General features: G+C 63.5%; 30 protein-coding genes and 1 pseudogene. 30 read left to right on the top strand and 1 reads right to left on the bottom strand.

Annotation, left to right across the window (positions count from 1 at the left end; genetic code table 11):
• The 29 genes and pseudogenes from V3B41_RS20185 to V3B41_RS20045 all read left to right on the top strand — a co-directional run.
• A pseudogene (locus tag V3B41_RS20185) lies at positions 1–284 on the top strand (elongation factor Tu); the annotation flags it as partial.
• Between the two features lie 332 nt (positions 285–616).
• The gene (gene rpsJ / locus V3B41_RS20180; protein WP_005408208.1) at positions 617–928 is read left to right on the top strand and encodes a 30S ribosomal protein S10; all 312 of its coding nucleotides are present in this window, start codon (positions 617–619) and stop codon (positions 926–928) included.
• A gap of 11 nt (positions 929–939) precedes the next feature.
• Positions 940–1,590, top strand: coding sequence for a 50S ribosomal protein L3 (gene rplC / locus V3B41_RS20175; RefSeq protein ID WP_004145336.1), 651 nt, complete (start codon positions 940–942; stop codon positions 1,588–1,590).
• A gap of 12 nt (positions 1,591–1,602) precedes the next feature.
• Positions 1,603–2,208, top strand: coding sequence for a 50S ribosomal protein L4 (rplD, locus tag V3B41_RS20170; protein WP_049432779.1), 606 nt, complete (start codon positions 1,603–1,605; stop codon positions 2,206–2,208).
• Positions 2,205–2,504: a 50S ribosomal protein L23 gene (gene rplW / locus V3B41_RS20165; protein ID WP_004145338.1), complete on the top strand. Its 300-nt coding sequence runs from the start codon at positions 2,205–2,207 to the stop codon at positions 2,502–2,504. The genes rplD and rplW overlap by 4 nt, the downstream gene beginning before the upstream one ends.
• Positions 2,505–2,514: 10 nt before the next feature.
• Positions 2,515–3,342, top strand: coding sequence for a 50S ribosomal protein L2 (gene rplB, locus V3B41_RS20160; protein ID WP_004145339.1), 828 nt, complete (start codon positions 2,515–2,517; stop codon positions 3,340–3,342).
• A gap of 6 nt (positions 3,343–3,348) precedes the next feature.
• Complete coding sequence (gene rpsS, locus V3B41_RS20155) at positions 3,349–3,618, top strand: 30S ribosomal protein S19 (RefSeq protein WP_004154485.1); 270 nt, start codon at positions 3,349–3,351, stop codon at positions 3,616–3,618.
• 12 nt (positions 3,619–3,630) lie between these two features.
• Entirely contained in the window at positions 3,631–3,966 is a 336-nt protein-coding gene (rplV, locus tag V3B41_RS20150) for a 50S ribosomal protein L22 (RefSeq protein ID WP_004145348.1), read from the top strand.
• An 18-nt stretch (positions 3,967–3,984) separates the two neighbouring features.
• On the top strand, positions 3,985–4,719 hold the full coding sequence (gene rpsC, locus V3B41_RS20145; protein ID WP_004145350.1) for a 30S ribosomal protein S3: 735 nt from the start codon (positions 3,985–3,987) through the stop codon (positions 4,717–4,719).
• Between the two features lie 5 nt (positions 4,720–4,724).
• Positions 4,725–5,138: a 50S ribosomal protein L16 gene (rplP, locus tag V3B41_RS20140; RefSeq protein WP_004154486.1), complete on the top strand. Its 414-nt coding sequence runs from the start codon at positions 4,725–4,727 to the stop codon at positions 5,136–5,138.
• Positions 5,138–5,323 (top strand): 50S ribosomal protein L29, encoded by a 186-nt coding sequence (gene rpmC / locus V3B41_RS20135; RefSeq protein WP_004154487.1) that lies wholly within the window; start codon positions 5,138–5,140, stop codon positions 5,321–5,323. The genes rplP and rpmC overlap by 1 nt, the downstream gene beginning before the upstream one ends.
• Before the next feature lie 11 nt (positions 5,324–5,334).
• Positions 5,335–5,604: a 30S ribosomal protein S17 gene (gene rpsQ, locus V3B41_RS20130; protein ID WP_004154489.1), complete on the top strand. Its 270-nt coding sequence runs from the start codon at positions 5,335–5,337 to the stop codon at positions 5,602–5,604.
• Positions 5,605–5,616: 12 nt separating this feature from the next.
• Complete coding sequence (rplN, locus tag V3B41_RS20125) at positions 5,617–5,985, top strand: 50S ribosomal protein L14 (RefSeq protein ID WP_004145357.1); 369 nt, start codon at positions 5,617–5,619, stop codon at positions 5,983–5,985.
• A gap of 16 nt (positions 5,986–6,001) precedes the next feature.
• Positions 6,002–6,319, top strand: coding sequence for a 50S ribosomal protein L24 (gene rplX / locus V3B41_RS20120; RefSeq protein ID WP_004154490.1), 318 nt, complete (start codon positions 6,002–6,004; stop codon positions 6,317–6,319).
• 11 nt (positions 6,320–6,330) lie between these two features.
• Entirely contained in the window at positions 6,331–6,873 is a 543-nt protein-coding gene (gene rplE / locus V3B41_RS20115; protein WP_004154491.1) for a 50S ribosomal protein L5, read from the top strand.
• An 18-nt stretch (positions 6,874–6,891) separates the two neighbouring features.
• Positions 6,892–7,197, top strand: a complete 306-nt coding sequence (rpsN, locus tag V3B41_RS20110) for a 30S ribosomal protein S14 (RefSeq protein ID WP_005408209.1) — start codon at positions 6,892–6,894, stop codon at positions 7,195–7,197.
• A gap of 257 nt (positions 7,198–7,454) precedes the next feature.
• Entirely contained in the window at positions 7,455–7,853 is a 399-nt protein-coding gene (gene rpsH / locus V3B41_RS20105) for a 30S ribosomal protein S8 (protein WP_005408210.1), read from the top strand.
• Positions 7,854–7,871: 18 nt separating this feature from the next.
• A complete protein-coding gene (gene rplF / locus V3B41_RS20100; protein WP_014646052.1) occupies positions 7,872–8,396 on the top strand; it encodes a 50S ribosomal protein L6 in 525 nt (174 codons plus the stop codon).
• Positions 8,397–8,428: 32 nt separating this feature from the next.
• Positions 8,429–8,782, top strand: coding sequence for a 50S ribosomal protein L18 (rplR, locus tag V3B41_RS20095; protein ID WP_329861815.1), 354 nt, complete (start codon positions 8,429–8,431; stop codon positions 8,780–8,782).
• A gap of 161 nt (positions 8,783–8,943) precedes the next feature.
• Positions 8,944–9,486, top strand: a complete 543-nt coding sequence (rpsE, locus tag V3B41_RS20090; RefSeq protein WP_005408213.1) for a 30S ribosomal protein S5 — start codon at positions 8,944–8,946, stop codon at positions 9,484–9,486.
• Positions 9,479–9,670 (top strand): 50S ribosomal protein L30, encoded by a 192-nt coding sequence (gene rpmD, locus V3B41_RS20085; protein WP_005408214.1) that lies wholly within the window; start codon positions 9,479–9,481, stop codon positions 9,668–9,670. Before rpsE ends, rpmD begins: the two co-directional genes overlap by 8 nt.
• A gap of 6 nt (positions 9,671–9,676) precedes the next feature.
• Positions 9,677–10,120, top strand: a complete 444-nt coding sequence (rplO, locus tag V3B41_RS20080; RefSeq protein ID WP_004154498.1) for a 50S ribosomal protein L15 — start codon at positions 9,677–9,679, stop codon at positions 10,118–10,120.
• 7 nt (positions 10,121–10,127) lie between these two features.
• The gene (gene secY, locus V3B41_RS20075) at positions 10,128–11,495 is read left to right on the top strand and encodes a preprotein translocase subunit SecY (protein ID WP_005415420.1); all 1,368 of its coding nucleotides are present in this window, start codon (positions 10,128–10,130) and stop codon (positions 11,493–11,495) included.
• Positions 11,496–11,842: 347 nt separating this feature from the next.
• Complete coding sequence (rpsM, locus tag V3B41_RS20070) at positions 11,843–12,199, top strand: 30S ribosomal protein S13 (protein ID WP_004154500.1); 357 nt, start codon at positions 11,843–11,845, stop codon at positions 12,197–12,199.
• An 11-nt stretch (positions 12,200–12,210) separates the two neighbouring features.
• Complete coding sequence (gene rpsK / locus V3B41_RS20065) at positions 12,211–12,600, top strand: 30S ribosomal protein S11 (protein ID WP_004145443.1); 390 nt, start codon at positions 12,211–12,213, stop codon at positions 12,598–12,600.
• Positions 12,601–12,615: 15 nt separating this feature from the next.
• Complete coding sequence (gene rpsD / locus V3B41_RS20060; protein ID WP_004145446.1) at positions 12,616–13,245, top strand: 30S ribosomal protein S4; 630 nt, start codon at positions 12,616–12,618, stop codon at positions 13,243–13,245.
• Positions 13,246–13,300: 55 nt separating this feature from the next.
• Complete coding sequence (rpoA, locus tag V3B41_RS20055; protein ID WP_329861814.1) at positions 13,301–14,299, top strand: DNA-directed RNA polymerase subunit alpha; 999 nt, start codon at positions 13,301–13,303, stop codon at positions 14,297–14,299.
• Between the two features lie 190 nt (positions 14,300–14,489).
• Positions 14,490–14,873 carry a 50S ribosomal protein L17 gene (gene rplQ / locus V3B41_RS20050; protein WP_005408217.1) on the top strand — a complete coding sequence of 128 codons (384 nt, stop codon included), beginning with the start codon at positions 14,490–14,492 and terminating at the stop codon, positions 14,871–14,873.
• A gap of 242 nt (positions 14,874–15,115) precedes the next feature.
• The gene (locus V3B41_RS20045) at positions 15,116–15,622 is read left to right on the top strand and encodes a disulfide bond formation protein B (protein WP_049432774.1); all 507 of its coding nucleotides are present in this window, start codon (positions 15,116–15,118) and stop codon (positions 15,620–15,622) included.
• A gap of 117 nt (positions 15,623–15,739) precedes the next feature.
• Here V3B41_RS20045 and V3B41_RS20040 read toward each other — a convergent pair whose 3' ends face one another.
• Positions 15,740–17,860 (bottom strand): TonB-dependent receptor, encoded by a 2,121-nt coding sequence (locus V3B41_RS20040; RefSeq protein ID WP_329861813.1) that lies wholly within the window; start codon positions 17,858–17,860, stop codon positions 15,740–15,742.
• A 217-nt stretch (positions 17,861–18,077) separates the two neighbouring features.
• On the opposite strand from V3B41_RS20040, the gene V3B41_RS20035 reads away from it, so the two are divergent.
• Complete coding sequence (locus V3B41_RS20035) at positions 18,078–19,469, top strand: 3-deoxy-7-phosphoheptulonate synthase class II (RefSeq protein WP_049432769.1); 1,392 nt, start codon at positions 18,078–18,080, stop codon at positions 19,467–19,469.
• Positions 19,470–19,663: the final 194 nt, after the last annotated feature.

Below are 19,663 nucleotides of genomic sequence, written 5' to 3'. Positions count from 1 at the left end.
CGCACACCAAGTTCGAAGGCGAAGTCTACGTCCTGTCGAAGGACGAGGGCGGCCGTCACACCCCGTTCTTCAACGGCTACCGTCCGCAGTTCTACTTCCGCACCACCGACATCACCGGCGCAGCTGCACTGCCGGAAGGCGTCGAAATGGTGATGCCGGGTGACAACGTCAAGATGGTCGTCACCCTGATCAACCCGGTGGCAATGGACGAAGGCCTGCGCTTCGCCATCCGCGAAGGCGGCCGTACCGTCGGCGCCGGCGTGGTCTCGAAGATCATCGAGTAATCTGGTAGTATCTGCGCCCCGATGTTGCCTGGGTAGGGCATCGGGGCGTATCAAATGGGAAAGCAGGCACAGGATGTGCCTTGTGTTCCCCGGACCAGGAAGGGTCAATGCCATTCAGGCGGCGTCAACAGGCGACTGTTGACAGCTGCCTTGCGTGCCATTATGCTTCTACGTCTGGGCAGGCCTGGGAACGGGTCTGCCTACGTTTTTGAGGTCTATGGAGTGACCTTGTCGGCCTGCAGGAGTGTGGGCCGTCCGTATTCAGGAATTTCATGGGGCAAAGCAACCCAGAGGCTTTGTCTGTCGCTCTTTTAACGAAGGAACCTACCGCCATGGCGGACCAAAAGATCCGGATCCGGCTGAAAGCGTTCGATCATCGTCTGATCGACCGTTCGGCCAGCGAGATCGTTGAAACGGCAAAGCGGACCGGCGCGCAAGTGCGTGGCCCGATCCCGCTGCCGACCAAGATCGAGCGTTACACCGTTCTCGTTTCCCCGCACGTCGACAAGGACGCGCGTGACCAGTACGAGACCCGCACGCACAAGCGCGTGCTCGATATCGTTGACCCGAATGACAAGACCGTGGACGCGCTGATGAAGCTCGAACTGGCTGCCGGCGTCGACGTTCAGATCAAGCTGACCTGAGGACTACGACCATGACGAAGAAGTATTCGTTGGGCTTCGTGGGCCGCAAGGCTGGCATGAGCCGCGTGTTCACTGAAGATGGCCGCTCCATCCCGGTGACCCTGATCGAAGCAACCCCGAACCGCATCGCGCAGATCAAGACCGTCGAAACCGACGGCTACAGCGCCGTGCAGGTGACCGTCGGCGCGCGTCGCGCTGCCCTGGTCAACAAGCCGGAAGCCGGCCACTTCGCCAAGGCGAAGGTGGAAGCGGGTCGTGGCCTGTGGGAATTCCGCGTTGAAGACGCGCAGCTCGGCGATTTCGCCGTTGGCGGCGAAGTCAAGGCGGACATCTTCGAAGTCGGCCAGATCGTCGACGTCCAGGGTGTCACCAAGGGTAAGGGCTTCCAGGGCACCATCAAGCGCCACAACTTCCGTATGGGCGATGCAACCCACGGTAACTCGCTGTCGCATCGCGCGCCGGGTTCGCTGGGCCAGCGCCAGACCCCGGGTCGCGTTTTCCCGGGCAAGAAGATGTCGGGCCACATGGGCGCGGTGCAGCAGAGCACCCAGAACCTGGAAGTGGTCAAGGTCGACGTCGAGCGCGGTCTGATCGCGGTTCGCGGCGCCGTTCCGGGCGCGGCGGGTGGCGATGTGATCGTCCGTCCGGCGAGCAAGGCATAAGGAGAGATGACGATGGAACTCGTTATCACGGGTAGCAACAACAAGGTCTCGGTCTCCGAAGCCGTGTTCGGTCGCGATTTCAGCGAAGATCTGGTCCACCAGGTCGTCGTTGCTTACCGCAACGCCGGTCGCGCCGGCACCAAGGCACAGAAGACTCGCTCTGAAGTGGCTGGTACCACCAAGAAGTCGAAGAAGCAGAAGGGCGGCGGCGCGCGTCATGGCGCACTGACGGCTCCGATCTTCGTCGGCGGCGGTGTCACCTTCGCGGCCAAGCCGCGCAGCTTCGAGCAGAAGGTCAATCGCAAGCAGTACCGTGCCGCCATGTGCGCGATCCTGTCCGAGCTGAACCGTCAGGGCCGTCTGACCATCGTGGAGTCCTTCGACGTCGAAGTGACCAACACGAAGGGTCTGATCGCCAAGCTGGCCGGCCTGGAAGTGGGCAAGCGCCCGCTGATCGTCACCGAAGAAGCGTCCGAGCACCTGTACCTGTCCGCCCGCAATCTGCCGTACGTGCAGGTGCGTGACGTCCAGGGTCTGGATCCGGTCTCGCTGGTGGGTGCCGACACGGTCGTCATCACCGCTGACGCGGTCAAGAAGGTCGAGGAGTGGCTGGCATGAACAGCAACGAAAAAATCTTCAGCGTGCTGCGTGCCCCGCGTGTCTCCGAAAAGACCGCGCGCCTGCAGGAACTCTCCAACCAGTATGTCTTCGAAGTTTCGAACGAAGCCACCAAGGCCGATGTAAAGGCCGCGGTTGAGCAGCTGTTCGACGTCAAGGTCGAAGCCGTCAACGTGGTCAACGTCAAGGGCAAGAACAAGTCCTTCCGTAACCGTGCTGGCCGCCGCGGCGATTGGCGCAAGGCGTACGTTCGCCTGGCCGATGGCCAGTCGATCGATGTAACGGCCAAGGCCTGAGGTACATCCCATGCCATTGATGAAATTCAAGCCCACTTCCCCCGGCCGCCGTTCGGCCGTGCGCGTGGTCACTCCCGACCTGCACAAGGGTGCTCCGCACGCCGCGCTGGTCGAGTCGCAGAGCCGCTCGGGTGGTCGTAACCACCATGGCCGCATCACCGTGCGTCACGTCGGTGGTGGTGCCAAGCAGCACTACCGCATCATCGACTTCAAGCGCAACAAGCTGGGCATCCCGGCGCGCGTGGAACGCATCGAATACGATCCGAACCGCACCGCCCACATCGCTCTGCTGTGCTACGTCGACGGTGAGCGTCGCTACATCATTGCCCCGAAGGGCCTGAAGGCTGGTGATCAGGTGATCGCTGGTTCGGATGCCCCGATCAAGGCTGGCAACACCCTGCCGCTGCGCAACATCCCGGTCGGCACCACCATCCACTGCATCGAACTGAAGCCGGGCAAGGGCGCTCAGATCGCTCGCGCCGCCGGTGCGGCCGTGCAGCTGGTGGCTCGCGAAGGCATCTACGCCACCCTGCGCCTGCGCTCGGGTGAAATGCGCAAGGTTCCGGTCGAGTGCTGCGCCACCATCGGCGAAGTCGGCAACGACGAGCACAGCCTGGAAAAGCTGGGCAAGGCCGGTGCCAAGCGTTGGCGCGGCGTCCGCCCGACCGTTCGTGGTGCTGCCATGAACCCGGTTGACCACCCGCACGGTGGTGGTGAGGCCAAGGCCGGCCAGGGTAACCCGCATCCGGTCACCCCGTGGGGTGTCCCGACCAAGGGTTACAAGACGCGCCATAACAAGCGCACTCAGCAGTTCATCGTCCGCGATCGTAGGGGCTAATCGACCATGGCACGTTCACTCAAGAAGGGCCCGTTCGTCGATCACCACCTCGTCAAGAAGGTGGAGGCCGCTGCGGGCAGCAAGAAGCCGATCAAGACCTGGTCGCGCCGTTCGATGATCCTGCCTGACATGGTAGGCGTCACCATTGCCGTGCATAACGGCAAGAACCACATCCCGGTTCTCGTCAACGAGAACATGGTCGGCCACAAGCTCGGCGAATTTGCCATCACCCGGACCTTCAAGGGTCACGGTGGTGACAAGAAGTCGGGCAAGTAAGGAGAGATGACAATGGAAGCGAAAGCCATCCTGCGCACTGCGCGCATCTCCCCGCAGAAGGCTCGTCTGGTCGCTGACCAGGTGCGCGGTCTGCCGGCCGAGCGTGCGGTCAACCTGCTGAAGTTCTCGGACAAGAAGGCTGCCCACCTGATCAAGAAGGTGGTGGAGTCGGCTATTGCAAATGCCGAGAACAACCAGGGCGCCGACGTCGACGAGCTGAAGGTTCAGACCATCATGGTTGATGAAGGTCCGACCCTGAAGCGTTTCATGGCGCGGGCGAAAGGCCGCGGTACCCGCATCCTCAAGCGCACCAGCCACATCACTGTGGTTGTGGGCGCCGCCAAGTAAGCGGATAAGGAAAAGACCATGGGTCATAAAGTTCATCCGATTGGTATCCGCCTCGGCATTTCCAAGGACTGGAACTCCAAGTGGTACGCCAACAAGGCCGAGTTCGCTGGTTACCTGGCAGCCGACCTGAAAGTGCGCGAAATGCTGCGCAAGAAGCTGGCTCAGGCCGGCATCAGCAAGATCCTGATCGAGCGTCCGGCCAAGACCGCTCGCGTGACGATCCACACCGCCCGTCCGGGCGTGGTGATCGGCAAGCGCGGTGAGGACATCGAGAAGCTGCGCAAGGAAGTGAGCGAGATGATGGGCGTCCCGGCGCACATCAACGTCACCGAAGTGCGCAAGCCGGAACTGGACGCGCAGCTCGTTGCCGAGTCGATCGCCCAGCAGCTGGAGCGTCGCATCATGTTCCGCCGTGCAATGAAGCGCTCGGTCGGCAACGCGATGCGCCTGGGTGCCCTGGGCATCAAGGTCAACGTCGGTGGCCGCCTCAACGGTGCAGAAATTGCCCGTTCGGAGTGGTACCGCGAAGGCCGCGTGCCGCTGCACACCCTGCGTGCCGACATCGACTATGGCTTCGCTGAAGCCAAGACGACCTACGGCATCATCGGCATCAAGGTCTGGATCTACAAGGGCGAGGTCTTCGATTTCTCCCAGGTTGGCCAGGAAAAGCAGGACGACACCCCGTCGCGCAACGATCGTCACGATCGCGGCGACCGTGGTGACCGTCAGCGCCCGGCCCGTGAAGCGAGGTAACGACAATGTTGCAACCCAAGCGAACCAAGTACCGCAAGGTACACAAGGGCCGTAACGATGGCCTGAGCTGGAGCGCCAACGCTGTCAGCTTCGGCGAATACGGCCTGAAGGCAACCGCACACGGTCAGCTGACCGCGCGTCAGATCGAAGCGGCCCGCCGCTCGATCAGCCGCTACGTCAAGCGCGGCGGCAAGATGTGGATCCGCGTGTTCCCCGACAAGCCCATCACCAAGAAGCCCATCGAAGTCCGAATGGGTTCTGGTAAGGGCAACGTGGAATACTGGGTGGCCCAGATCCAGCCCGGCCGCATGATCTATGAAATCGAGGGTGTTTCCGAGGAAGTGGCTCGCGAGGCGTTCCGCCTGGCCGCCGCCAAGCTCTCGGTCACCACCACTTTCGTGACCCGTACGGTGCGCTGATGGATATCAAAACTCTCCGTGAAAAGTCGGCTGACGAACTCAAGGCCCACCTGATCGACCTGCGTAAGGAACAGTTCTCTGTCCGTATGCAGCAGGTCACCGGCCAGCTGCCGAAGACCCACGACATTCGCCGGGTCCGTCGCGAGATTGCTCGCGTCAAGACCCTGCTCGGCAGCACGAAGTAAGGATGGCCGCTATGAGCGACAATACTGAAAAGAAGACGCTGCGCACGGTCGAAGGCCGTGTCGTCAGCAACAAGATGGACAAGACGGTTACCGTCCTGGTTGAGCGTCAGGTCAAGCACGCGCTGTACGGCAAGTACATCAAGCGCTCGACCAAGCTGCACGCCCACGATGCCGACAACGCCTGCAAGGAAGGCGATGTCGTCCGCGTGACCGAGATTGCTCCGATGTCCAAGACCAAGAACTGGCGCGTGGTGGAAGTCATCACGCGTGCGGCTGAATAAGGAGTCTGAATCATGATCCAGATGCAGAGCTACCTTGACGTCGCGGACAATTCGGGTGCCAAGCAGGTGATGTGCTTCAAGGTGCTGGGTGGTTCCAAGCGCCGTTACGCCGGCATCGGCGACATCATCAAGGTCACCGTGAAGGATGCGATTCCGCGCGGCAAGGTCAAGAAGGGTGAAGTGTATGACGCCGTCGTGGTGCGTACCCGCAAGGGTGTGCGTCGCGCCGACGGCTCGCTGATCCGCTTCGACGGCAACGCTGCCGTTCTGCTGAACAGCAAGCAGGAGCCGATCGGTACCCGTATCTTCGGGCCGGTGACTCGTGAACTTCGTTCGGAGAAGTTCATGAAGATCGTCTCGCTCGCTCCCGAAGTGCTGTGAGCGACAGGAGATAATCATGGCTAACCGTATCAAGAAGGGCGACCAGGTTGTCGTCAACGCTGGCAAGGACAAGGGCAAGCAGGGCGAAGTCGTCCGCGTCGATGGCGACCGTGTGGTCGTCGCCAACGTGAACATCGTCAAGCGCCACACCAAGCCGAACCCGCAGGCAGGTGTTGCCGGCGGCGTGGTCGAGCGCGAAGCTTCGATCCATATCTCCAACGTGAATGTTCTGAACCCGGCTTCGGGCAAGGGCGAACGCGTTGGCTTCAAGGTGCTGGAGGATGGACGCAAACTGCGTGTGTTCCGCTCCAGCGGTGAGGCGCTCGACGCCTGAGGAATGAGAAGATGAGTTCCCGTCTCGAAAAGTTCTACAAGGACGAAGTGGTGCCGGCGCTGATGAAGCAGTTCGGCTACACCAATCCGATGGAAGTGCCGAAGCTGGTCAAGGTCACCCTGAACATGGGTGTCGGCGAAGCGGCCACCAACAAGAAGATCCTGGAAAACGCCGTCGGCGACATGACCAAGATTTCCGGCCAGAAGCCGGTTGTCACCAAGTCGCGTGTGTCGGTTGCGTCGTTCAAGATCCGCGATGGTTGGCCGATCGGCTGCAAGACCACGCTGCGTCGCCACAAGATGTACGAGTTCCTGGATCGCCTGATCAACATCTCGCTGCCGCGCGTGCGCGACTTCCGTGGTGTTTCCGGTCGTTCCTTCGACGGCCGCGGCAACTTCAACATGGGTGTGAAGGAGCAGATCATCTTCCCGGAAATCGACTTCGACGCCGTCGACGCGATCCGCGGTATGGATATCGCCATCACCACCACTGCGAAGACCGACGCGGAAGCGAAGGCGCTGCTGGCAGCGTTCAAGTTCCCGTTCCGTAACTGATCTGTCGAGGAAACCGAAATGGCAAAGACCTCCATGGTCAACCGCGACATCAAGCGGGAAAAGCTGGCAAAGAAGTACGCTGAAAAGCGTGCGGCTCTGAAGAAGATCGTGTCCTCCGTGGACGCGACCTACGAAGAGAAGATCGACGCCGCAACCAAGTTGGCCAAGCTGCCGCGCGATTCGTCGCCGAGCCGCCAGCGCAACCGTTGCGAGCTGTCGGGTCGTCCGCGTGGCGTCTACAGCAAGTTCGGCCTGGGCCGTAACAAGCTGCGTGAAGCCACCATGCGTGGCGACGTCCCGGGTCTGCGCAAGGCCAGCTGGTAATCCCAGCCGGCCCTGCGATCAGGAGCCCCTTCGGGGGTTCCTGAACCGGGCAGGGGAGGCATTCAGCTTTCCCGACGCAAAAAACCGAAGAGCCCGGCGCAAGCCGGGCTCTTTTGGCGTATACTCCCGCGTCTTGCCCTGCGCAAACGGGGTCGTAGGAGTGGGCTTCCGGCCCGCTGCATCAAGGGACCTGGCCCGTTTCCAGGAGACAACAGATTTTCGCGAAAGCGGATATCGGTGCACTCAAAGGTACTCATATGAGCATGACTGATCCCATCGCCGACCTGCTGGTCCGCATCAAGAATGCGGCCGCGGTAGGCAAGCAGACGGTGAAGGCCCCGTCGTCCAAGATCAAGGTTGCGATCGCCCAGGTCCTGAAGGACGAGGGTTACATCACCGACCTGCGCGTGACCCAGCTGGAAAACAACAAGTCCGAGCTGGAAATCGTGCTGAAGTATTTCGAAGGCAAGCCGGTCATCGCGACCCTGAAGCGCTTCTCGCGTTCGGGCCTGCGCCAGTACCGCGGCAAGAGCGAGCTGCCGAAGGTCATGAACGGCCTGGGTATCTCCATCATTTCCACCTCCAAGGGCATCATGACTGATGCGCAGGCGCGCCAGCTGGGCGTCGGCGGCGAAGTCCTGTGCTTCGTGGCCTAAGGCGAAAGGAGTAGAACTATGTCCCGCGTAGCCAAGAAGCCGATTACCCTGGGTAAGGTTGAACTGAACGTCCAGTCGGACAGCGTCACCGCCAAGGGCCCGAAGGGCACCCTGTCGCTGGCCAAGCCGGCCGGTATTGCCATCAACGTCGACAACGGCGTTGCCACCCTGAGCACCGAGAACGCCGAGCTGGTCGCACTGACCGGTACCGTGCGTGCGATCCTGTCCAACATGGTCAAGGGCGTGTCCGAAGGCTTCGAGCGCAAGCTGGAGCTGGTCGGCGTGGGTTACCGCGCTGCCATGCAGGGCAAGGACCTGAGCCTGTCCCTGGGCTTCTCGCACCCGGTCGTGTTCGTGGCGCCGGAAGGCATCACCATCACCACCCCGACCCAGACCGAGATCCTGGTCCAGGGCGCTGACAAGCAGGTCGTCGGTGAAGTTGCCGCCAAGATCCGTGCGTTCCGCAAGCCGGAGCCGTACAAGGGCAAGGGCGTGAAGTACTCCGACGAAGTCATCATCCGTAAGGAAGCCAAGAAGGCCTAATTAGGCGCTTCCGCTTTCAAAGGAAAAACATCATGAACAAGAACATCGCCCGCCTGCGTCGCGCCAAGTCGACCCGCGCCCACATCCGTGAGCTCGGCGTCGCCCGCCTGTCGGTGCTGCGCACCGGCCAGCACCTGTACGCCCAGGTCTTCACCGCCGACGGTTCCAAGGTGCTGGCTGCCGCCAACACCACCCAGACCGACGTCAAGGAAGGCCTGAAGAACGGCAAGAACGCCAATGCCGCCGCCAAGGTCGGCCGTATCGTCGCTGAGCGCGCCAAGGCCGCCGGCGTCGAGAAGGTTGCCTTCGATCGTTCGGGCTACCGCTACCACGGCCGCATCAAGGCCCTGGCAGAAGCCGCCCGCGAAGCCGGCCTGCAGTTCTAAGGGATAAGGGCAGGGGACCTGTGGTCTCCTGCCCGCCTGCTCGCCCGCCTGAGTGAGGCGGGACGGCGCCACTCTTCTGCAGTGGTTCACCGGGACAACGCGACATTCCACAACCATAAGCGGCCTCGAGCCGTACATACCCAAACAACCAAGGAATCAACATGGCAGAAGAGCGTCAGCAGCGGGGTCGCGATCGCGACCGTAACCGCGAAGAGAAGATCGACGACGGCATGATCGAAAAGCTGGTCGCGGTCAACCGCGTCAGCAAGACCGTCAAGGGTGGCCGCCAGTTCACCTTCACCGCCCTGACCGTTGTCGGCGACGGCGAAGGCAAGGTCGGTTTCGGTTATGGCAAGGCCCGCGAAGTGCCGGTCGCCATCCAGAAGTCGATGGAACAGGCCCGCAAGAACCTGGTCAGCGTTGACCTGAACAACGGCACCCTGTGGCACACCATCAAGGATGGTCACGGCGCAGCCCGCGTGTTCATGCAGCCGGCTTCGGAAGGTACCGGTGTGATCGCCGGCGGTGCCATGCGCGCCGTGCTGGAAGCCGTTGGCGTGAAGAACGTGCTGGCCAAGGCCACCGGTTCGCGCAACCCGATCAACCTGGTGCGTGCCACCGTGAAGGGCCTGTCTGCTGCGCAGTCGCCGGCCCGCATCGCGGCCAAGCGCGGCAAGAAGGTGGAGGAACTCAACCATGGCTAATGAGTCCAACAAGACTGTCAAGGTCCGCCTGGTGCGTGGCCTGCGTGGCACCCAGTCGCGTCACCGCCTGTCGGTGCGTGCCCTGGGCCTGAACAAGCTCAACGATGTGCGTGAACTGAAGGACAGCCCGCAGGTGCGCGGCCTGATCAACAAGGTTCAGTACCTCGTCCAGGTTGAGGAGTAATCGACCATGACTCTGCGTCTCAATGAACTGAGCCCGGCACCGGGCGCCCGCACCGAGCGTACCCGCGTCGGTCGCGGTATCGGCTCGGGCCTGGGCAAGACTGCCGGCCGCGGCCACAAGGGTTCGTTCGCCCGCAAGGGTGGCGGCAAGATCAAGGCTGGCTTCGAAGGCGGCCAGACCCCCATGCAGCGTCGTCTGCCGAAGATCGGCTTCCGTTCGCCGATCGCCAAGGACACCGCTGAAGTGCTGCTGTACGCGCTGGACAAGCTGCCGGCCGGTGAGATCGACTTCGCCGCCCTGCGTGCTGCCAAGCTGGTCCCGAGCACTGCCAAGAAGGCCAAGGTCGTCGTCAAGGGCGAAGTGACCAAGGCGTTCACCCTGAAGGGTATTGCTGCCACGGCTGGTGCCAAGGCCGCGATCGAAGCTGCCGGCGGCAGCGTAACGGAGTAAGAAAATCATGGCGCAAGCTGGCATCGGTAACCTCGCGGGCGGAATGGGCAAGTTCACTGAACTTCGCCAACGTTTGCTGTTCGTCGTCGGGGCTTTGATCGTCTATCGCATCGGCTGCTACGTGCCGGTGCCGGGCGTCAATCCCGATGCCATGCTTGCCATGATGCAACAGCAGGGCGGCGGCATCGTGGACATGTTCAACATGTTCTCGGGCGGCGCCCTGCACCGTTTCAGCATCTTCGCGCTGAACGTGATGCCGTACATCTCGGCATCGATCGTGATGCAGCTGGCCGTGCACATCTTCCCCGCCCTGAAGGCGATGCAGAAGGAAGGTGAGTCCGGCCGCCGCAAGATCACCCAGTATTCGCGCATCGGCGCCGTGCTGCTGGCAGTGGTGCAGGGCGGCTCGATCGCGCTGGCCCTGCAGGGCCAGGTCTCGCCGTCGGGCGCACCGGTCGTGTACGCACCGGGCATGGGCTTCGTGCTCACCGCCGTGGTCGCGCTGACCGCCGGCACCATGTTCCTGATGTGGGTCGGTGAGCAGGTCACCGAGCGCGGCATCGGCAACGGCGTGTCGCTGATCATCTTCGCCGGTATCGTCGCCGGCCTGCCGGGTGCGGTCATCCACACCTTCGACGCCTACCGCGACGGCAACATCCAGTTCATCCAGCTGCTGCTGATCGCCATCGTCGTGCTCGCCTTCACCTTCTTCGTGGTGTTCGTCGAGCGTGGCCAGCGCCGGATCACGGTCAACTACGCGCGCCGCCAGGGCGGTCGCAACGCGTACATGAACCAGACCTCGTTCCTGCCGCTGAAGCTCAACATGGCCGGCGTCATCCCGGCGATCTTCGCCTCGAGCCTGCTGGCCTTCCCGGCCACCCTGGCCATGTGGTCCGGCCAGGCGGCCAACCAGAGCAGCTTCGGCCAGGTTCTGCAGAAGGTCGCCAATGCCCTGGGCCCGGGCGAACCGCTGCACATGATCGTGTTCGCCGCACTGATCACCGGCTTTGCGTTCTTCTACACCGCGCTGGTGTTCAACTCGCAGGAAACCGCCGACAACCTGAAGAAGTCCGGCGCGCTGATTCCGGGCATCCGTCCGGGCAAGGCCACCGCCGACTACATCGACGGCGTGCTGACCCGCCTGACCGCAGCGGGTTCGGCCTACTTGGTGATTGTCTGCCTGCTGCCGGAACTGATGCGCACGCAGCTGAACGCCTCGTTCTACTTCGGCGGTACTTCGCTGCTGATCGTGGTGGTGGTGGTGATGGACTTCATCGCCCAGGTGCAGGCGCACCTGATGTCCCACCAGTACGAGAGCCTGCTGAAGAAGGCCAACCTGAAGGGCGGCAACCGCGGCGGTTTTGCCCGCGGCTGATTGGCCTGTTATACTTTCGTCTTCCTGACGTGATGGTCCCTCCGCTTCGCGGACTCCGGCCACACAAACGAAGGGCGGCCCCCGCAGCGGTTCCGGGTGGGGGTGTGATGAGGTGGTCCCGCGCTGGAGTAGCGCGGGCGGCCCCGGGGGAAACCCCAGGTCCAACCCCATCCGGCGCCGGAGCCTGGGCACACTCCCCAGGCCGGGTTCATGAAACCAATGGTTTCACGGGCTTCCATGTAAACCGGAACCTTGTTAGTATCGCTAGTTCACTTTTTTGATCCATCCTGCCGGATTGGCGTGCCCGAGGCGCGCTGTCGGCCATCACTCAGCTGGAGAACCGCGTCATGGCGCGTATTGCAGGCGTCAACCTGCCAGCCCAGAAGCACGTCTGGGTCGGGTTGCAAAGCATTTACGGCATCGGCCGTACCCGTTCGAAGAAGGTCTGCGAAGTCGCAGGCGTTGCTTCGACCACCAAGATCCGCGATCTGTCGGAGCCGGAAATCGAGCGCCTGCGCGCCGAAGTCGGCAAGTACATCGTGGAAGGCGATCTGCGCCGTGAAATCGGCATCGCGATCAAGCGCCTGATGGACCTGGGCTGCTACCGCGGCCTGCGTCACCGTCGTGGCCTCCCGCTGCGTGGCCAGCGCACCCGTACCAACGCCCGCACCCGCAAGGGTCCGCGCAAGGCGATCAAGAAGTAAGGGACTGAGAAATGGCTAAGCCCGCTGCTAAGACCAAGAAGAAGATCAAGCGCGTCGTCACCGACGGCGTTGCCCACGTCCACGCTTCGTTCAACAACACCATCGTCACCATCACCGACCGCCAGGGCAACGCTCTGTCGTGGGCGACCTCCGGTGGCGCTGGCTTCCGCGGTTCGCGCAAGTCGACCCCGTTCGCTGCCCAGGTGGCTGCTGAAAAGGCCGGTCGCGCTGCGCTGGACTACGGCGTGAAGTCGCTGGAAGTCCGCATCAAGGGCCCGGGTCCGGGCCGTGAGTCGGCCGTGCGTTCGTTGAACAACGTCGGCTACAAGATCACCAACATCATCGACGTGACGCCTATCCCGCACAACGGGTGCCGTCCGCCGAAGAAGCGTCGCGTCTAAAGGGAGCGATAAGAAATGGCTCGTTATATCGGTCCTACCTGTAAGCTCGCCCGTCGCGAAGGCGCCGACCTGTCCCTGAAGAGCCCGGCGCGTGCGCTGGACTCCAAGTGCAAGCTGGAGCAGAAGCCCGGCCAGCACGGCGCCACTGCCCGCAAGGGCAAGCTGTCCGACTACGCTACCCAGCTGCGTGAAAAGCAGAAGGTCAAGCGTATCTACGGCCTGCTGGAGCGTCAGTTCCGCAACTACTACAAGAAGGCCTCGACCAAGAAGGGCAACACCGGCGAGAACCTGCTGCAGCTGCTGGAAACCCGCCTGGACAACGTCGTCTACCGCATGGGCTTCGCCGTGACCCGTCCGGCTGCCCGTCAGCTGGTGTCGCACCGCGGCGTCACCGTGAATGGCAAGTCGGTCAACCTGGCTTCGTACCAGGTCAAGGCTGGCGACGCCATCGCCCTGTCTGAAAAGGCTGCCAAGCAGCTGCGCGTCCAGGAAGCCCTGACCGTCGCCGCCCAGCATGACCTGAGCCCGTCGTGGGTTGAAGTGGATTCCGGCAAGTTCACCGGTATCTTCAAGGCTGTTCCGGATCGTTCGGATCTGCCTGCGGACATCAACGAAGCGCTGATCGTCGAGCTGTATTCGAAGTAATTCACATTGGAGAGCCCCCGGCGACGGCCGGGGGTTCACTAGGAGAACCCGCAACATGACGGTTACCGCCAACCAGGTTCTGCGTCCTCGCGGTCCGCAGATCGAACGCCTTACCGACACCCGTGCAAAGGTCGTTATCGAACCTTTGGAGCGGGGTTACGGGCATACGCTGGGTAATGCCCTGCGTCGCGTGCTGCTGTCGTCCATCCCGGGCTTCGCCATCACGGAAGTCGAAATCGACGGCGTGTTGCATGAGTACACCACGGTCGAAGGTCTGCAGGAGGACGTGCTCGAAGTCCTGCTGAACCTCAAGGACGTGGCCATCCGTATGCACTCCGGCGACAGCGCCACCCTGTCCCTGTCCAAGCAGGGCCCGGGCGTTGTCACCGCTGCCGACATCAAGGTCGACCACAATGTGGAGATCCTGAACGGCGACCATGTGATCTGCCACCTGACCAAGGACACGGCAGTCAACATGCGTCTGAAGATCGAACGTGGTTTCGGCTACCAGCCGGCTGCCGCGCGTCGTCGTCCGGACGAAGAAACCCGTGCCATCGGCCGCCTGGTCCTGGATGCCTCGTTCTCGCCGGTCCGCCGCGTCGCCTATGCCGTGGAAGCGGCCCGCGTCGAACAGCGTACCGACCTGGACAAGCTGGTCATCGATATCGAGACCAACGGTACCATCGATGCCGAGGAAGCCGTGCGCACCGCCGCCGACATCCTCAGCGACCAGCTGTCGGTGTTCGGTGACTTCACCCACCGCGACCGCGGTGCGGCCAAGCCGGCCAACAACGGCGTGGATCCGGTGCTGCTGCGCCCGATCGACGATCTGGAGCTGACCGTGCGTTCGGCCAACTGCCTGAAGGCTGAAAGCATCTACTACATCGGCGATCTGATCCAGAAGACCGAAGTGGAGCTGCTGAAGACCCCGAACCTGGGCAAGAAGTCGCTCACCGAGATCAAGGAAGTGCTGGCTCAGCGCGGCCTGTCGCTCGGCATGAAGCTGGAGAACTGGCCGCCGGCCGGCGTCGTCAGCCACGGCATGCTGGGCTGATATCGGTAATGCCTGAGGGCTCCACCGTTCGCGGTGGAGCCTTCAACGCAACACAACATGCCACGACGAACCCAAGGTTCGCGGGCAGGTCGTCCAGGATGGATGGCCAGGACCAACCGCAGTCCGCGCAGCAACGCCAGGATGGCGACAACGATCCACACAGCCTCATCATTAACCAAGGAATATCACCATGCGTCACCAGAAGTCTGGCCGTAAGTTCAGCCGCACCAGCGCCCACCGCGAAGCGATGTTCAAGAACATGGCTGCCTCGCTGTTCAAGCACGAGCTGATCAAGACCACCCTGCCGAAGGCCAAGGAACTGCGCCGCGTTGCCGAGCCGCTGATCACCCTGGCCAAGGTCGACTCCGTCGCCAACCGCCGTCTGGCCTTCGCCCGCCTGCGCGACAACGAAGCCGTGGGCAACCTGTTCACCATCCTGGGCCCGCGCTACGCGAACCGTCCGGGCGGCTACCTGCGCCTGCTGAAGTGCGGCTTCCGCGCCGGCGACAACGCGCCGATGGCCTACGTCGAACTGGTCGACCGTCCGGTCGTGGCCGAGGAAGTGGCCGAGTAATCGGACCGCTCCAACGCGACACAGCGAAAGCCCGGCCTCTGCCGGGCTTTTGCGTTTCTGCGGGGTCGGATCCCGTGCCGCAGGCACGGGCTCTGACCCCATGCAGGCAGTACCGCGGGTCAGAGCCCTTTGCATTCGCAAAGGGATCTGACCCGCACCGTTCCGACAGGCGTCACCTGTAGCGGTTCGAATGGCGCGCACTCTCGGTTACGCTTGGCGCCTGATCCATTCGAGCGTTGACGATGAATCCACTGCGCTGGCCCTTCCGCGCCCAGTTCTTCCTGGGCTTCCTGATCTGCGCGGGCCTGCTGGGCTACGCCATCTTCCTGCAGCTGAAGATGGGCCTGGAGCCGTGTCCGTTGTGCATCTTCCAGCGCCTGGCGTTCGCTGCGCTGGGCCTGCTGTTCCTGATCGGTGCGCTGCATGGTCCGTCCAACCGCCCGGGACGCGCGACCTATGGCGTGCTGGCCTTCATTGCCGCGGCAGTAGGTGTCGGCATCGCCGCGCGCCACGTCTACGTGCAGATGCTGCCGCCGGAAATGGGTTCCACCTGTGGCCCGCCGCTGGCCTTCCTGAGTGAGACCATGGGGCCGCTGGAAGTGTTCCGCACGGTGCTGACCGGTACCGGCAACTGCGGCAACATCGACTGGACGTTCCTGGGCCTGACCATGCCGATGTGGTCGGGCGTGTGGTTCGTGCTGCTGGCGCTGTGGGCGCTGGTGGTGTCGCTGCGCAAGGTCAGGCGCTGAAGGCAGGACGGGGTCGGATCCCTTTGCATCGCAAAGGGATCTGACCCCTTTCCCAACCCCATTTCCGGTGCGGGGGCAGAGCCCTTTCCTGCGGAAAGGGATCTGACCCCTGTCTGATCAGAAATCCTGCTGCAGGCTCAGGTAGGCACCGCGGCGTGGTCCCCACTGCGGGGCGAACACACCCACGCCGCCACCGTCGCGCAGCTGGTAGCTGCGGTCCAGCGCGTTCATCACCGCCAGCTGCACATGCAGCGGATGCCCGCTGTCGGCGTTGAAGTCATGCCCGGCGCTGAGGTTCACCTGCAGGTACGACGGCAGCTCGCCGCCGTTGGGCACGCCCTCGATGTCCGAACGCAGGCCGCTGCCGAACACGTAGTTGGCGCCGATCCGGTTGTGCCCGGCGAAGGCGTAGCTGAGGCCACCCGACGACGTCAGCTTCTGGTCGTGGTCGAGGTGGATCCAGTGATCGGCCACATAGGCCAGGGCATCCGGATCGAGGTTGTACTGGCTGGTGATGACCTGGGTGCCGATCGCCTTGTTGTAGGCCGCGTTGAAGTAGGCGCTGAACGGGCCGTTGCTGTAGTCGGCGCTGAACTCCAGGCCGCGGATGTGGCCACGGCGATAGTTGAAGGTCGAGTAGATGTAGGCGGCGCCGAACTGGCCTTCATCCTGCAGGCGCGTGACGCGCCGATCGTAGGCATCCAGGCCGAGCGTCAGGTGCTCGCCCAGTTGCTGTGAGAGACCGATGTCGTAGTAGTCGCTGCGCTCGGCCAGCGGTGTGTTGTTGCCGCCACTGGGTTGCTGGTTGGTGGTGCCGTCGTACAGCGCAATGTCGCTGCTGGCGATCAACTCGCTGGCCGGTGGCGTGAAGTAGCGCGAATAGCCAGCGTGCACGGTGGTGCTGTCGCTGGCATTCCAGACCACGCCCACGCGCGGGCTGAGCTGGCCCTCGCTGCGGCCGAAGGCCCTGTAGCGGTCGCCGCGCAGGCCGTAGTTCACGGTCCAGTCCTCGCCGATCTTCCACTCGTCCTGCACGTACAGTGCCAGCGTGCTGGCGTGGAACGCGCTGCGATCGGCAATCAGCAGCGGCGTGGTGCTGGACTGCTGGCCGTTGTCGTCAACCGGGAACACCCAGCTGCTGCTGCTGGCCCGCGCGTTCTCGTAGTTGCCGTACAGGCCATAGCGCAGCGTGTGGTCGTTGCCCAGCGGCGTGGAGAAATCGGCCTGCAGGGTGTTGGCGCGATTGCTGCGCAGCACCTGCGAGGCGACGCCACTGAACACCAGGTCACCGATGACATCGGGATTGAAGCCGACATCGCTGTAACGCTGCCCGGCCGAGAGCTGATAGGCGGTGCTGCCCAGCGAGCCCTGCAGTACCAGCATGCCGAAACGGGTGGTCTCGCGCTGGGTTTCATCCAGCTGGCTGGAATCGAAGGTGGAGGTATCGAGATAGCCGAACTGCGGCGCCTGGCCTGGATTGACCGGAATCTGGAAGCGGTTGTTGGCGAAGCCGGCAAACACGCTCAGGCGGGTGCTCTCATTGACCAGGTAGGTCAGGTCGGCGAATGCCTTGCCCTGGTGCGTGTCGTCGTGCAACGGCTTGCGCGTGTTGGTGGGATTCTCCAGGCCGACATCGTTCTGATCGTAGTTGCCGGTCAGGAACCAGCTCCAGCGCCCCTGGCTGCCCCACCAGGAGGCATTCGGATTGACCTTGCCGAACGAGCCGGTGGTCAGCCCCGCGCTGCCGCCGTTGCCCAGCTCGGCACCGTTGCGGGTGGTGATGTCGACCACCGCCGCGGTGCGCTCGCCGAACTGTGCCGGCAGCGCGCCGTCCATCAGGCGGATGCTCTTGATGGTGCGCGCGTCCAGGGTCTGGCCGAAGCCGGAGATCGATTCGGGCAGCAGCACGCCGTTGATGCGGTACTGCAGATTGGCGTGGTCGCCACGCACATGCACGCCGCCATAGGAGTCCTGGACCACGCCCGGGGCCTGCAGCAGCACCTGGCTGAGCGGCGCGGAGGCGCCCAACGGCTGTTTCTGGATGTCCTCGGCAGTGATCTGGTACTGGCTGCTGCCGATGTCCGGCGACAGCGTGTTGCGGGCCTGGTCGAGCTGGGCGTGGACGGTGACCGCGTCCAGGTCCTTGACGGACGAAGAGGTGTCGTCGGCTGCCAAGGCGAAGGCGGGCAGGCTGGCCAGGGCGAAGGTGATGCCGGTAGCGAGGGGCGAGGGCTTCATGGCGGATAGGCTGTGGAAGGGGCCAATGGGGATTGAGTGTTACTTCGTAACAGTGCGTGGCGAATCATGCGCCTGTCCGGCTGGCCTTGGGCATGCGGCTTTTGGCCGATCGCGATGCCCTTTCCCCGGCGTTCAGTCATGTGCAGACGGCGTTCGACCCTTTGCGACAGCGGTCGGCTCTGCGACCATGAACGTCCCCCACCTCCGGAAGTCTGCAATGAGTCTGTCAGCCGTTTCGCCTGTCCCCGATCCTGCCGCGACAGCTGCTGGCGCTGGCTGGTCGCCGGAGAGCTGGCGTGGCAAGACCGCGCTGCAGATGCCGACCTATCCAGACCCGGTGGCGCTGGACGCGGCCCTGCACGAGCTGAAGCGGCTGCCGCCGCTGGTCACCTCATGGGAGATCCTGGCGCTGAAGCAGCAGCTGGCCGAGGCCCAGGAGGGCAAGCGCTTCCTGCTGCAGGGGGGCGACTGCGCCGAGAATTTCAGCGACTGCGAATCGGGCACCATCTCCAACCGCCTGAAGGTGCTGCTGCAGATGAGCCTGGTGCTGGTGCACGGCCTGCGCCAGCCGGTGATCCGCGTCGGCCGCTTCGCCGGCCAGTACGCCAAGCCCCGCTCGGCCGATACCGAGACCCGCGACGGCGTGACCCTGCCCAGCTACCGCGGCGATGTGATCAACGCGCCGGCCTTCACCGAAGCAGCACGCCTGCCGGACCCGAAGCGGATGCTGCAGGCCCACGCGCATTCGGCGATGACGATGAACTTCGTGCGCGCGCTGATCGACGGTGGTTTCGCCGACCTGCACCACCCCGAATACTGGAACCTGGAGTGGGTAAGCCACTCGCCGCTGGCCGCCGAGTACCAGAAGATGGTGGCCTCGATCGGCGACGCGGTGCACTTCATGGAGACCCTGGCTGGGGCTCGCGTGCACAACCTCAACCGCATCGATTTCTACACCTCGCACGAAGCGCTGCTGCTGCCCTACGAGCAGGCGCTGACCCGGCAGGTGCCGCGCCAGCAGGGCTGGTTGAACCTGAGCACGCATTACCCGTGGATCGGCATGCGCACCGCCGCGCTCGATGGCGCGCACGTGGAATACCTGCGTGGCGTGCGCAACCCGATCGCGATCAAGGTCGGCCCGTCGGTGACGCCGGACCAGCTGTTGCGCCTGATCGACGTGCTCAACCCGCATGACGAGCCGGGCCGCCTGAGCTTCATCCACCGCATGGGCGCCGCGCAGATTGCCGAGAAGCTGCCGCCGCTGCTGGACGCGGTCAAGCGCGATGGTCGTCGGGTGCTGTGGGTGTGCGATGCGATGCATGGCAACACCGAGAGCACCGCCAACGGGTTCAAGACGCGCCGCTTCGACAACGTGCGTGGCGAAGTGGAGATGTCGTTCGACCTGCATGCCGCGGCAGGCACGCGCCTGGGTGGCGTGCACCTGGAACTGACCGGCGAGGACGTGACCGAATGCACCGGTGGCGCGCGCGAGCTGACCGAGCGTGACCTGGAGCGTGCGTATCGTTCGACGGTGGATCCGCGGTTGAATTACGAGCAGTCGCTGGAGATCGCGATGGCGATCGTGCGCAAGCAGGAACAAGTGCGGTAAGGGTTTTTCGGCAGGGCTTGCAGCCCTGCACCTGCTGCAATCAACGGCAACGGCAAAAGCAAAAGCCGATGCGGCATTCCGTGGGATGGCGGGGCGGTGTGGGTGGTCAGGACACGCCGTAAACCCATCCTTGGGGGCTCGATGGCGCCATCCATGGCGCCAACGGTCCTGCCCACCCACACCGCCCCGCCTCT

This window comes from Stenotrophomonas sp. SMYL89 (assembly GCF_036319985.1).
Classification (GTDB): Bacteria; Pseudomonadota; Gammaproteobacteria; order Xanthomonadales; family Xanthomonadaceae; genus Stenotrophomonas; species Stenotrophomonas maltophilia_Q.
This window is presented reverse-complemented; position numbering and strand designations above follow the sequence as displayed.

Bases quoted from the DNA above. Each gene is read 5' to 3' on its own strand.
- V3B41_RS20045 (WP_049432774.1), top strand. From the start codon at position 15,116: ATGAATCCACTGCGCTGGCCCTTCCGCGCCCAGTTCTTCCTGGGCTTC.
- rplX (WP_004154490.1), top strand. From the start codon at position 6,002: ATGGCTAACCGTATCAAGAAGGGCGACCAGGTTGTCGTCAACGCTGGC.
- rpmC (WP_004154487.1), top strand. From the start codon at position 5,138: ATGGATATCAAAACTCTCCGTGAAAAGTCGGCTGACGAACTCAAGGCC.
- rplD (WP_049432779.1), top strand. From the start codon at position 1,603: ATGGAACTCGTTATCACGGGTAGCAACAACAAGGTCTCGGTCTCCGAA.
- rpsS (WP_004154485.1), top strand. From the start codon at position 3,349: ATGGCACGTTCACTCAAGAAGGGCCCGTTCGTCGATCACCACCTCGTC.
- rplB (WP_004145339.1), top strand. From the start codon at position 2,515: ATGCCATTGATGAAATTCAAGCCCACTTCCCCCGGCCGCCGTTCGGCC.
- rplV (WP_004145348.1), top strand. From the start codon at position 3,631: ATGGAAGCGAAAGCCATCCTGCGCACTGCGCGCATCTCCCCGCAGAAG.
- rpsH (WP_005408210.1), top strand. From the start codon at position 7,455: ATGAGCATGACTGATCCCATCGCCGACCTGCTGGTCCGCATCAAGAAT.
- rplN (WP_004145357.1), top strand. From the start codon at position 5,617: ATGATCCAGATGCAGAGCTACCTTGACGTCGCGGACAATTCGGGTGCC.
- V3B41_RS20035 (WP_049432769.1), top strand. From the start codon at position 18,078: ATGAGTCTGTCAGCCGTTTCGCCTGTCCCCGATCCTGCCGCGACAGCT.
- rpsJ (WP_005408208.1), top strand. From the start codon at position 617: ATGGCGGACCAAAAGATCCGGATCCGGCTGAAAGCGTTCGATCATCGT.
- rpoA (WP_329861814.1), top strand. From the start codon at position 13,301: ATGACGGTTACCGCCAACCAGGTTCTGCGTCCTCGCGGTCCGCAGATC.
- rpsC (WP_004145350.1), top strand. From the start codon at position 3,985: ATGGGTCATAAAGTTCATCCGATTGGTATCCGCCTCGGCATTTCCAAG.
- rpmD (WP_005408214.1), top strand. From the start codon at position 9,479: ATGGCTAATGAGTCCAACAAGACTGTCAAGGTCCGCCTGGTGCGTGGC.
- rpsD (WP_004145446.1), top strand. From the start codon at position 12,616: ATGGCTCGTTATATCGGTCCTACCTGTAAGCTCGCCCGTCGCGAAGGC.
- rplF (WP_014646052.1), top strand. From the start codon at position 7,872: ATGTCCCGCGTAGCCAAGAAGCCGATTACCCTGGGTAAGGTTGAACTG.
- rplR (WP_329861815.1), top strand. From the start codon at position 8,429: ATGAACAAGAACATCGCCCGCCTGCGTCGCGCCAAGTCGACCCGCGCC.
- rplW (WP_004145338.1), top strand. From the start codon at position 2,205: ATGAACAGCAACGAAAAAATCTTCAGCGTGCTGCGTGCCCCGCGTGTC.
- secY (WP_005415420.1), top strand. From the start codon at position 10,128: ATGGCGCAAGCTGGCATCGGTAACCTCGCGGGCGGAATGGGCAAGTTC.
- rpsQ (WP_004154489.1), top strand. From the start codon at position 5,335: ATGAGCGACAATACTGAAAAGAAGACGCTGCGCACGGTCGAAGGCCGT.
- V3B41_RS20040 (WP_329861813.1), bottom strand. From the start codon at position 17,860: ATGAAGCCCTCGCCCCTCGCTACCGGCATCACCTTCGCCCTGGCCAGC.
- rpsE (WP_005408213.1), top strand. From the start codon at position 8,944: ATGGCAGAAGAGCGTCAGCAGCGGGGTCGCGATCGCGACCGTAACCGC.
- rplQ (WP_005408217.1), top strand. From the start codon at position 14,490: ATGCGTCACCAGAAGTCTGGCCGTAAGTTCAGCCGCACCAGCGCCCAC.
- rplO (WP_004154498.1), top strand. From the start codon at position 9,677: ATGACTCTGCGTCTCAATGAACTGAGCCCGGCACCGGGCGCCCGCACC.
- rpsK (WP_004145443.1), top strand. From the start codon at position 12,211: ATGGCTAAGCCCGCTGCTAAGACCAAGAAGAAGATCAAGCGCGTCGTC.
- rpsN (WP_005408209.1), top strand. From the start codon at position 6,892: ATGGCAAAGACCTCCATGGTCAACCGCGACATCAAGCGGGAAAAGCTG.
- rplC (WP_004145336.1), top strand. From the start codon at position 940: ATGACGAAGAAGTATTCGTTGGGCTTCGTGGGCCGCAAGGCTGGCATG.
- rpsM (WP_004154500.1), top strand. From the start codon at position 11,843: ATGGCGCGTATTGCAGGCGTCAACCTGCCAGCCCAGAAGCACGTCTGG.
- rplP (WP_004154486.1), top strand. From the start codon at position 4,725: ATGTTGCAACCCAAGCGAACCAAGTACCGCAAGGTACACAAGGGCCGT.
- rplE (WP_004154491.1), top strand. From the start codon at position 6,331: ATGAGTTCCCGTCTCGAAAAGTTCTACAAGGACGAAGTGGTGCCGGCG.